Below are 10,135 nucleotides of genomic sequence, written 5' to 3'. Positions count from 1 at the left end.
ACTACGCAACGAACGCGCTCGCTGGCCCTCAGGCGCGGCGACGTCGCCCCACGTCGGTGCGGTAGTGAGTTTTTGGCGCGGAACGGCCGCAGGCCGCGCGAGGCGCGCAGACCAGCTATCTAGACGGCGAAGCCGGAGCCGCGCAGCGTGACGGTGAAGTCGTGGGGCCGCGAGGCGATCGCGAGCGCGTCTTCGTACGTGACGTCGCCCGCGGTGACCAGCTGGAACAGGTGCTGGTCGAAGGTCTGCATCTTGTAGTACTCGCCTTCGGAAATGAGGTCGAGGATGGGCGGCTGCTCGGACGGGTCGACGATCGCCTCGGCGATGCGTCCGTTGTTGATCATGACCTCGGCAACGAGCGCGCGACCTGTGCCGTCCGCGCGCCGCACCAGGCGCTGCGAGATGATCCCACGCAGGGTTTGGGACAGCGTGGCGCGCACCTGGCCCTGCTCGTGAGGCGTGAAGAAGTCCACGATGCGGTTGATCGTGTCTTGAGCGTCAACTGTGTGCAGGGTTGCGAGCACCAAGTGGCCAGTCTCTGCGGCAGACAGGGCGGCGCGCACCGTCTCGATGTCGCGCATCTCGCCCACGAGGATGACGTCAGGGTCCTGACGCATGGCGCCGCGCAGAGCGTTCATGAAGTCGAGCGTGTCGGAGCGCACCTCACGCTGGCTGATGATCGCCTTTTTGTCGGTGTGCAGCACCTCGATCGGGTCTTCGATCGTGATGATGTTGACCTCGCGGTAGGTGTTGATCAAATCGACCATCGAGGCGAGGGTGGTGGTCTTTCCCGATCCGGTAGGCCCGGTCACGAGCACCAGGCCCCGCGGCTCGAGCGCGAGATCGGAGACCACCGCAGGAATTCCCAGTTCGTCCATGGGCTGTGCGCCCACTGCCACTCGCCTGAACACGAGGCAGTCGGTGCCGCGCGCCACGTAGGCGTTGACACGGAACCTGCCCACCCCTGAAAGCGAGAAGGCGAAGTCGGCCTCATGGATGTCGCGGAACTGTGCGACCAGGTCCTCAGGGAGCACCTGGGCCACCATGTTGCGCGTGTCCTCTGCCTTCAGCGGAGGCACCTGCAGCTTGCGCAGCCTGCCATCGACGCGAATGCGCGGCGCGGAGCCCACCTTGCAGTGAAGGTCTGAACCCCCCGTCGACGCGAGGGCGTGCAGAAGGGGAATGACGGAAACGGGCTGGTCGCTCACGGTTGCTCCATCGGCATCACGGCACCTTGACTTGAGAAGGCTAACGCGTCGCGCCGATGCGCGGTGACGCTGCCCGATAGAGCCCGGCCGCGCCGCTCCCCGCCGCCCGGAGGCCCCCAGCTCAACGCCAGGTGGTCCGCAGTTCAGCGCCCGGCCGCGCCGCTCTCCCGCGCCCCCACCAAGGCGGGCGATGTGCTTTGGCCGCCGATGTGGAATGATGGAGGGTCGCTCGAACGAACCCCAAGGAGTCACCATGAGCAAGCGCGGTCGCAAGCGCAAGACGCGCGCCAAGTCCGGCGCCAACCACGGCAAGCGTCCCAACGCTTAATTCGTGCGGGGCCACAGGGCCCTGAGATGACAAAGCCCGCGTCAATCGACGCGGGCTTTGTTCGTGGTGCGCACACGCGGGCGCAACCGCAAAAGTCCTGCTAGTGGCCCTCTTCGCGGGCCATCTGAATGGTGCTGAGGACGCGTTCGCGCAACTGATGAGGCGCCTTGTCGCCATGCGCCTGAGAGACCAGCAAGCGGATCCGCTCATTAATCTTCTGCTCCGCCTCGCAGGGAGGGCACTCCTTGAGGTGCGCGCCAATGCGCAGCAACTCCTCGTCGCTCATCTCGCCGTCGATAAACTCGAACAGCCTGTCCAGGGCTTCTTGACACTGCCGCTTAGGCACGGTCCACCTCCCTCACGGAAGGACCATAGACGCACCCTCGCGTCAGGGTCTTCTGCTGAATAGTCATAGCGTCACAACTCCGCTTTAGAGTCGTAGATTCCGCGTTCCGCGGCATAGTCCCTGAGCTTCTCGCGGAGAAGCCGACGCCCACGGTGCAACCGCGACATCACGGTGCCCACCGGCGTATCCATGATCTCCGCGATTTCCTTGTAGGCGAAGCCCTCGACGTCGCTCAGATACACCGCCATGCGGAAGTCGTCCGAGAGTTCCGCAAGCGCGTTGCGGACGTCGTCATCGCCGATGCCGTCGAGCGCGATCTGCTCCGCCGACGCCAGCCCTGACGACTGATGGGTAGCCGCAGCGGCCAACTGCCAATCCTCGACCGTGTCGGCGTCCGTGCGCTTAGGTTCGCGCTGCTTTTTGCGATACGTGTTGATGAACGCGTTGGTCTGGATGCGGTACAGCCACGCCTTGAGGTTCGTACCAGGCGTGAACTTGTCTTGCGCGGCAAAGGCCTTGGCGTACGTCTCCTGCACCAGGTCCTCAGCGTCGGCGCCATTTCGCGTCATTCTGAGCGCGGCGGCATACAACTGGTCCATGAAGGACAGGGCATCGGTTTCGAAGTCGAAACTGTCAGTGTTCGTGGTCATCGCCGCTGAGCCTACCTGTAGGCCGAGCCTCGCAGGGATTGGACGGCGTACAAAGCCTCGAGCCCTGTGCGTCGTCGTCCTCTCTGCCAGCAGCGTCATACCTCCCAGAACGTCAGATGACGCGTCCCCATTCCTCGCCGTGTGAGTTCTGCCGCGCATGGGTAGTCTGGGAGGCATGATGCGTTCACTAGCTCGTCCACTGTTGGCCTCGTGGTTCATCTATGGCGGGGTGCGTGACGCCCTCGAGCCGCAAGAGCGCGCGGCCGTCGCCGAGCCCGTTGTCGGGCCGCTCCTGAAAGACGCTGGGATTGATGTTCCGCTCGAGACGCTCGTGAGGGTGCACAGCGGCGCTACGGCGGCCACAGCGGCCGTTCTGGCCCTCTCTCGGAGCCCTCGCACAGCAGGAGTGGCTCTCACTGGCCTCGCGGCGGTCACGGCGGCCACAGGGGCGCCGTTCTGGCGGTTGCCAGAGGGCGAGGAGCGCGACGCCGCCCTTGACCAGTTCCTCAAGAACCTCTCGCTCCTCGGCGGAGCAATGCTTGCAGCGACGGCCGGCCACAGCGCCGGCCACATGAAGCGCAAGAAGGCGAACAAGGCCAAGGCGAAGGCCAAGGCGGAGAAGGCCGCCGAGAAGGCCAAGGCCGAACGTAAGCGCAAGTGACGGGATCTCTGCGCCAGGGCGTCGGCCCAGGCGAGGTGTGGGACGCGCCTGCGCACTCTGTTCGCTTAGGCGACGCGCCCTTGGACGCGACGGTCGAGGTGCCTGGGTCGAAGTCGCTCACCAACCGATTCTTGGTGCTCGCCGCGCTTGCCGACGCCCCTGTGACGATGCGCGGCGGCCTTGTCTCGCGCGATTCGGCGCTCATGATCGACGCGTTGCGTTCGCTGGGCGTATCGGTGGAGACGGGCGCCGACGCGTGGAAGGTGACGCCCGGACCGCTGGGCGGCGGCGCGCACATCGATTGCGGTCTCGCGGGGACGGTCATGAGGTTTGTGCCGCCTCTCGTCCTCTTAGCGGGTATTGCTGGTGATACCAGGCCAGTTTCCTTCGACGGAGACGCGGGGGCGCGCGTGCGCCCCATGGGACCGCTCATTGAGGCGCTGCGTGCCCTTGGCGCGGTCGTCGACGACAACGGCCGTGGCACCTTGCCCTTTTCCGTCACCCCGCCGACGTCGGTCCCCGACGCCGTCGACCTGGACGCCTCGGCGTCGTCCCAGTTTGTGACCGCGTTGTTGTTGGTCGCCCCCAGGCTTCCCGGCGGCCTCACGGTGCGCCACGTGGGCGAGGTGCTCCCGAGCCTGCCGCACATCGACATGACGTGCGAGACGCTGCGTGCCGCCGGCGTGCGCGTTGACCAGCCGGACGAGCGCACATGGGTGGTTCACCCCGGCGCGCTCCAGCTTGGTGACGTGCGCGTGGAACCCGACCTTTCCAACGCCGGTCCGTTCATGGCGGCGGCGCTGGCCGTTGGCGGCACCGTGCGCATCCCTGGGTGGCCGGCCGAGACGACTCAACCGGGCGCTTTCTACCCCGAGCTCCTGACGCGCATGGGCGCCACGTGCACGCTCGAGGGTGACGTGATGACGGTGACAGGGACCGGCGAGGTGCGCGGCATCGAGGCGGACCTCTCCCCTGCTGGCGAGATCACGCCCACGATCGCGGCGCTGTGCGCGATCGCTTCGGGGCCGTCGGTGCTTTCCGGCATCGGGCATTTGCGCGGCCACGAGACCGACAGGCTTGCCGCGATTGCCACCGAGGTGGAACGCATGGGCGGTCGCTGCGTCGCCGGCGAGGAGTCGCTGACGTTCGACGGGGCGCCAGATTCCGGGCTGAAACCGGCGGTCATGGAGACCTATCACGACCACCGGATGGCGACCTTCGCGGCCATCGTAGGGCTTGTTGTCCCTGGTACGAGGGTTATCAATGTGGGGACCACCGCGAAGACCATGCCGGACTTCCCGCAGTTGTGGTCGCGCATGCTGGGCCGTTCCTAGGCGGCGCACCGCCCTGCACCTCACCGGCACCTGCCCCTGCCCGTTCCCGAGCCGCCGGCTACAGCCACCCCGTCGGCAGCCACAACCACCCCGCCGGCGGCCATAGCCACCCCGCCGTCGGCCACAGCCACCCCGCAGACGGCGCCGGCTAGACCTCGACCCGCACACCTTCCTCGAACGACCGGATGATCGCCATCGCCAACTCGAGCGCGCGTCGTCCCTCCCTCGCGTGAACGGGCGGCTGCTCGCCCGCCCGGAAGGCCGCCAACACGGCGTCGAAGTGCCTGTCAAAGGTGTACTCGAAGGTGCGGGCCTCGTCGTTGAAGTAGCCGGGCTCCCAGACCCGCCGCGTCTCGTCGCCCGCCATCGACACCGTCAGGCGCTTGACCGTGTCCTCGATGATCAGCCTGCCCTTGGTGCCGTTGACCTCCACCACGTGGGCGTCTGGGTAGGCGTAGGACGAGTCGTAGGAGCCCACGAGGGACCCGACCGCGCCGGAGGCAAACTGCAGCGCCACCGCAAGGGTCGTGTACACGCCAGGGCGGGTCATGTCGGTCATCTGCGCGGCGACGGATTTGATGGGGCCGCACAGGTGCTCGAGCATGTCGAGCCCGTGCACCTGGGTCTCGATCAGGTTGGCGTGAGGGCTGGTGCCAAAGTTCGGTTCGCCACCGAAGCGCCAGGTGGCGAACACGACGTCACCCAGTTCGCCGGCGTCGATGGCCGCCTTGGCCCGCTTGACCGGTTCGGCGTAGCGGTGGTTGAGATTGATCGCGAAGAACAGGCCTTGGCTTTCGGCCTCGGCGAGCAGGGCGTCGGCCTCTTTCATGTCGAATACCAGGGGCTTTTCCACGAGCAGCGGGACGCCGCGCTGGAGGAGGTGAAGCGTCGGCTCGTAATGCGCCTCGTTGGGCAGGCACACCGTGACGAGGTCCGGCCGCGCTTGCTCGAGCATCGTGTCAATGTCGGTGAAAGGCGTCGTGTCGAACGCCGCTGCGCGCGCGGCGGTGCGGTCGGGGTCGCGCCCCACGATGCCCACCAATTCGGTGTCTCGACGCCGTGACACGATGCGGGCGTGCTGGGCTCCCCAGCCGCCAGCACCCACCACGGCGATCCTGAGAGCCTCGTTCATGGTCGAATCCTCCGTTGCATTCGCTTGAGCCCTCTCCACACTAGCCGCCGAGGATCGCTAGTCTCGGAGCATGATGGAATCCCCGGCGGCCGCGTGACGGACTGGAGTCACTACGACGAATCGGACGCCAAGGTGCGCCCCTCGCGTAGTTCGCGTCCCCGCTCCAAGCGTCGGCCAGCGCACGAGGATGCCGTCGACGGCTTTGTGGTGGTGGTCGACAGGGGCCGCTACACCGTCCGCACGGACGCTGGCCCGATCGTGATGGCCGTCAAGGCGCGAGAACTGGGGCGCCGGGGGCTGGTGGTGGGCGACCGCGTCGGGCTGGTCGGCGACGTCTCTGGAACGCCGGACACTCTGGCGCGCATCGTGCGGCGGGACGCCCGGTCAACGGCCCTGCGACGCACAGCCGACGACACGGACACGGCCGAGCGTGTGGTGGTGGCGAACGCGAACCAGTTGGCGATCATTGCGGCCGTGGCCGACCCTGAGCCCAATCCCCGGATCATTGACCGCTGCCTCGTGGCCGCCTTTGACGCGGGCATGAGCGCGCTGCTGGTGCTTACCAAGGCGGATCTCACCACGGCCGACGCCATGCGGGCTTTGTACGAGCCGCTGGGTGTCACGGTGGTGGAGACCTCGGTGATGCGCGAGGGAGGGCCGGAGGCGGACCCTGGCTTCCAGCTGCTTCGCTCGGCGCTGGTGGATTCGAAGACGGTATTTGTGGGGCCCTCCGGTGTGGGGAAGTCGACGCTGGTCAACGCTTTGGCCCCCGCTGCGGATCGCGCCGTGGGGCGAGTCAACGACGTGACGGGGCGAGGGCGGCACACGTCTACCTCGTCGCTCATGCTGGAGGTGCCCTCTGGGGGGTGGATCATCGACACTCCTGGTATTAGGTCATTTGGCTTGGCCCACGTGGACCCCGAGCACATGATGAGCGCCTTCCCCGACGTCGCCAATTACGAGGCTGAACACTGCCCACGCGGCTGCACGCACCTCAGTGCTGCGGACGGGTGTGCGCTGGACGAGTGGGTGGGTGGCAACCCCGACAGGGTCGTGAAGCTGGACTCGATCAGGCGGCTGTTGGTTTCGCGGGCGTCTGGGGATGCGTACTAGCGACGCCCGGCAATTTCCCGCCACGCTTCGCACCGTCTCGCCCTTGGCGCCCCAGCGGTCTCTCACCGCCCTCCGCCCCGCCCGTCGCGCGCCTCTAGGCGGAGGCGAGGCGGGTCATGAAGTGGTCGGACTCGTCGATCACGTCCGCGGCGGCCCACACGGTGTCGCGGCGCGTGCGCGTGAGCCGGCGCAGCACGCCGGCCTCTGCGAGTTTCGCGATGGCTTCGTAGGCGCTCGCTGGGGAGGCTCCCGTGAGTCGCTGGACGTCGGCGGCGTCCACGATGGGGTGCGCGACCAGCAGGGGGATGAGGCGGGCGGCCGCCGAGTGCCTGCGGGGCCTTGCCGCCTGCCGCCAGGCTTCTGGCAGTGCTGCGAGGCGGGCTGCTGAGTCTGCCGCTTCCTTGGCGGCGCGTGCCAGGTGGATGCCGATCGACTCGACCACGGCGTCGGCGTCGCCAATGCGGTACGCCTTCCAGTCCATCGCGTAGGCGCGCTTCTGGCCCGCGATCGAGGCGGAGAGCGGCACCGCGAGGTCGGAAGTCACTCCCCTACGCCGGAGCACGCCGTTGACGAGCGCTCTCGCCGTGCGCCCGTTGCCGCTGGTAAAGGGCTGGATGGACAGGAACTGCGCGTGCGCGATCGCCGCTTGTGCAATCGGGTCGATGTCCTTGCGCGAGGCAAAGGCGACCAGGTCTTCCATCGCGTCGCTGATGCGAGCGGGTTGGGGCGGCACGTAGTCGGCGCCGTCTGGCCAGAGGTCGGTGCCGCCGATCCAGGTCTGGGCGTCGCGGTAGTGGGCGACCTTGTCGCGCCAACCGGGGTCGCCGGTGGGAGGGGGCTGGTGAGCGGCGGCGATCGCTCCGAGGGAGATGGCTCTGCGCGCCGATTCTAGGAGGATGGCCAGCCCTGTGGCCGCTTCACGTACTGACTTGCCGGCCGTGGAGGCCGGGACGCCTGCTTCCGCTTGGGCGAGTTGCGTCGGGTCGCTCGTGGCGCCATCGATGCGGCACGAGGCGAGGGCTTCGGTGCGCTCGAGGAAGCCTTGAAACCCGGGCAGGCGGCCGGCCGGGCCGCGTTCGAGAAGCGCAATCTCGATGGTGGCTTCACGGCATGCGACGGCGGCGTCAGGGTCGGGCTCGAAGACTAGTCGGGCCAGCGTCGGCACCACGGAGGCCCTGTATTCGCGGGGCCCCGAGGGCCATGGCTGGTCGATGCTCCACAGGAGCCGTTCAGCACCATGAACCGTGGCGGACTGAGGCATGGTCCGAGTGTCTCACAGTTGCGTCGCTTATTCTGGCTTTTTGCTGATATTCAGATTAGCCGTCGCGAGATGTGAGTTAGCCCTCGTAGAAGCCATCGCCCGTGCCGCCGCTTCCGGGCTGGCCTTCACGCCGCGCGCGCTCCAGGAGGCTCCGGCCGCCCTGAACGGCGCGAGGCCTTGGCGGCGCCACGCGCGCCGCCGTCCGGCGCTCTCCGCCGCGATCACCGATCGCTCACCCGTCCACCGGTCCCGTTTCTCCCTTTTGAAGCGGATTTGAGTTGTGTGGGAGCCTCTGAGAGCGTCACCGTCTCAAAGCCGTGGCTTTCGCAGGGGCACCGTGTAGCGCCGCAAACGAGATCACGCGGCGTCCAAGGCAGAGTTCTCCCCCGTGTCTTGGCGCGACGAGCTGGCGCGCCTGATGCTGCTGATGCCGCCGACACTCCTCACGCCCCCAATCTCCAAGGCCGCACGTCCGCCGAGTCGCGGTGTTTGGGCGGGTTCGATGTCGGGTGGCGGGATGAAGTGCACTTGGCCGTCGCGGATCCGGATTCCCCAGCCTTGGCGGTGGATGTCGTGGTGACATCTGGTGCACAGCATCACGCCGTTGTTCAGGTCTGATCTTCCGCCGTGTTCCCACCAGTCGATGTGGTGGGCCTCGCAGTGTTCTGGCGGTGCATGACATTTCGCGCATCCCCCATCGCGCTCCAACAGTGCGAGACGCTGAGCACGGGTGAACATTCTGACCTCGCGGCCCTGGTCGAGCACCTCACCGGGGCCACCAAGCACCTGGGGGATGATCCCCGCCTCACCTGCCAGGCGTCGTAGTTCACCCACCGACACCGGCCGCGCGATGCCGTCGATGCTCCCGAGACCTTCACCACTGTTGAAGTCGGCCAGATTCATCCGCACCACCAAGGTGGTGCGGATCCCCGAACTGGTGGTCTCCTTGCAGCCGAGAGCGTGGCGCGCGAGGTCGCGGAGAGCGTCGGCGCGCATCTGGCCCGCGGTGCGCTGATCCTTGTCCGTCGGGTCTTGATCCCGACGTCGGCGAAACTGCTGAGTCACTATCTGTTCGATGACGGTGCGAATTGGCGCAGCTGTGACCACATCCATGCGCCCACTGAGGGTCACCATCCCCGTGTGATCTTCCGTCCACGTGAGATACCGCTCGTCATAGTTCCGCTTCTCACGTCCGATGTGACCGGGAAGGTCTGCCCGTGCCACCGCGTGCCCAACCAACCGACGCACGTCTTTCACTCTCAGGTCCACGGCCTTCGCAACGAGTTGCTTCTCGAGTACGTGGAGTTGCTCGCTAGGCACCCGATCGGCAATGGAGGCAAGGCCAGAGGTGATGATTGCTGCCGCGTCTCTGGACAAACTTCCGGACACCGATGCCTCGGCAATGGCCGGGTAGCGAGGTGCCGGAGGGTGCTGGAGTCGGTCGCCGTCGTCAGCCTGTTCGAGGTGATCTTGAGGCAAGGCTGGTTCAGGCATGAGGGCCTGTCCCACCTCGATCGACCGCCACGCGCCCGCCTGGGTACTGCCGGTCACGGCCGCGACCATGTCGCCCGCGTTGCCAAAGCCCTGCCGCCGCGCCAGCCCACCACCGGGCAAGTCGGGCGCTGAGCGTCGTGCAATCTCGCCTGCGTAACGCGCCTCCAAAGCGTCGGCGAGGCGCCCAAGTTTGGAGACAGCGTCGTACTCCGCCAAGAGGCCCTCGTGCGACAGACCGCCAATGTCGCGGCGCACCAGTTCACCCGTGAGCGCGCCCACATTCTCGATCTGAGCAGTGCCTGCCACCGCCAACTGGTCTGTCATGAAACCAGTCAATCACCGCCCCCTGACATCCGCTTACCAGGCACGATGGTCTGTGGATAGACCTCACAACGCCCGCCTGGGCACGACGCGCGCCCGGACTCTACCGGACCTCAGGGCCGCGGGCCGCGCTTGCCGCCGCGCCGACCTTCTAGCCAGCGCGCGTGTTCCCGTTTGATCTCGGCGAGATGATCAGGGGATTTGCGCGAGTCGCCGTGCAATGCAGTTTGCGCCTTGACAGCCGTCCCCTTCGCCCTCTCCCTGGGATCCGGCGAATACTTCCTCGA

At 67.1% G+C, this 10,135-nt stretch carries 10 protein-coding genes; 4 read left to right on the top strand and 6 right to left on the bottom strand.

What is annotated here, in order from left to right; translation table 11 throughout:
- Nucleotides 1-119: 119 nt before the first annotated feature.
- Entirely contained in the window at nucleotides 120-1,208 is a 1,089-nt protein-coding gene (locus tag LGT36_RS01320; RefSeq protein WP_226096254.1) for a type IV pilus twitching motility protein PilT, read from the bottom strand.
- A 253-nt stretch (nucleotides 1,209-1,461) separates the two neighbouring features.
- On the opposite strand from LGT36_RS01320, the gene LGT36_RS14200 reads away from it, so the two are divergent.
- The gene (locus tag LGT36_RS14200; RefSeq protein ID WP_370634278.1) at nucleotides 1,462-1,536 is read left to right on the top strand and encodes a 50S ribosomal protein bL37; all 75 of its coding nucleotides are present in this window, start codon (nucleotides 1,462-1,464) and stop codon (nucleotides 1,534-1,536) included.
- A gap of 100 nt (nucleotides 1,537-1,636) precedes the next feature.
- On the opposite strand, the gene rsrA is transcribed toward LGT36_RS14200, so the two are convergent.
- On the bottom strand, nucleotides 1,637-1,882 hold the full coding sequence (gene rsrA / locus LGT36_RS01315) for a mycothiol system anti-sigma-R factor (protein WP_226096255.1): 246 nt from the start codon (nucleotides 1,880-1,882) through the stop codon (nucleotides 1,637-1,639).
- 71 nt (nucleotides 1,883-1,953) lie between these two features.
- Nucleotides 1,954-2,532, bottom strand: coding sequence for a sigma-70 family RNA polymerase sigma factor (locus LGT36_RS01310; RefSeq protein ID WP_226096257.1), 579 nt, complete (start codon nucleotides 2,530-2,532; stop codon nucleotides 1,954-1,956).
- Between the two features lie 175 nt (nucleotides 2,533-2,707).
- On the opposite strand from LGT36_RS01310, the gene LGT36_RS01305 reads away from it, so the two are divergent.
- Both LGT36_RS01305 and aroA read left to right on the top strand, forming a co-directional pair.
- Nucleotides 2,708-3,193 (top strand): hypothetical protein, encoded by a 486-nt coding sequence (locus tag LGT36_RS01305; RefSeq protein ID WP_226096259.1) that lies wholly within the window; start codon nucleotides 2,708-2,710, stop codon nucleotides 3,191-3,193.
- Complete coding sequence (aroA, locus tag LGT36_RS01300) at nucleotides 3,190-4,527, top strand: 3-phosphoshikimate 1-carboxyvinyltransferase (RefSeq protein ID WP_370634277.1); 1,338 nt, start codon at nucleotides 3,190-3,192, stop codon at nucleotides 4,525-4,527. Before LGT36_RS01305 ends, aroA begins: the two co-directional genes overlap by 4 nt.
- Nucleotides 4,528-4,675: 148 nt before the next feature.
- Here aroA and LGT36_RS01295 read toward each other — a convergent pair whose 3' ends face one another.
- Complete coding sequence (locus LGT36_RS01295; protein ID WP_226096261.1) at nucleotides 4,676-5,659, bottom strand: Gfo/Idh/MocA family protein; 984 nt, start codon at nucleotides 5,657-5,659, stop codon at nucleotides 4,676-4,678.
- A 93-nt stretch (nucleotides 5,660-5,752) separates the two neighbouring features.
- Between LGT36_RS01295 and rsgA the strand changes: the two genes are divergently transcribed.
- Nucleotides 5,753-6,772, top strand: a complete 1,020-nt coding sequence (rsgA, locus tag LGT36_RS01290) for a ribosome small subunit-dependent GTPase A (RefSeq protein ID WP_226096263.1) — start codon at nucleotides 5,753-5,755, stop codon at nucleotides 6,770-6,772.
- A gap of 94 nt (nucleotides 6,773-6,866) precedes the next feature.
- Here the strand turns inward: rsgA and LGT36_RS01285 are convergent, their stop codons facing one another.
- Nucleotides 6,867-8,033 carry a Fic family protein gene (locus LGT36_RS01285; RefSeq protein ID WP_226096265.1) on the bottom strand — a complete coding sequence of 389 codons (1,167 nt, stop codon included), beginning with the start codon at nucleotides 8,031-8,033 and terminating at the stop codon, nucleotides 6,867-6,869.
- A 357-nt stretch (nucleotides 8,034-8,390) separates the two neighbouring features.
- Nucleotides 8,391-9,851 carry an HNH endonuclease signature motif containing protein gene (locus LGT36_RS01280; RefSeq protein ID WP_226096267.1) on the bottom strand — a complete coding sequence of 487 codons (1,461 nt, stop codon included), beginning with the start codon at nucleotides 9,849-9,851 and terminating at the stop codon, nucleotides 8,391-8,393.
- Nucleotides 9,852-10,135: the final 284 nt, after the last annotated feature.

The sequence above is a fragment of the Demequina sp. TMPB413 genome, from assembly GCF_020447105.2.
Classification (GTDB): Bacteria; Actinomycetota; Actinomycetes; order Actinomycetales; family Demequinaceae; genus Demequina.
Note: the sequence above shows the minus strand (reverse complement) of the source record. Positions and strands in the feature narration are given on the sequence as shown.

Coding starts and splice junctions, on each gene's coding strand:
- LGT36_RS01305 (WP_226096259.1), top strand. CDS start 2,708: ATGATGCGTTCACTAGCTCGTCCACTGTTGGCCTCGTGGTTCATCTAT.
- LGT36_RS01285 (WP_226096265.1), bottom strand. CDS start 8,033: ATGCCTCAGTCCGCCACGGTTCATGGTGCTGAACGGCTCCTGTGGAGC.
- LGT36_RS01295 (WP_226096261.1), bottom strand. CDS start 5,659: ATGAACGAGGCTCTCAGGATCGCCGTGGTGGGTGCTGGCGGCTGGGGA.
- LGT36_RS01310 (WP_226096257.1), bottom strand. CDS start 2,532: ATGACCACGAACACTGACAGTTTCGACTTCGAAACCGATGCCCTGTCC.
- LGT36_RS01280 (WP_226096267.1), bottom strand. CDS start 9,851: ATGACAGACCAGTTGGCGGTGGCAGGCACTGCTCAGATCGAGAATGTG.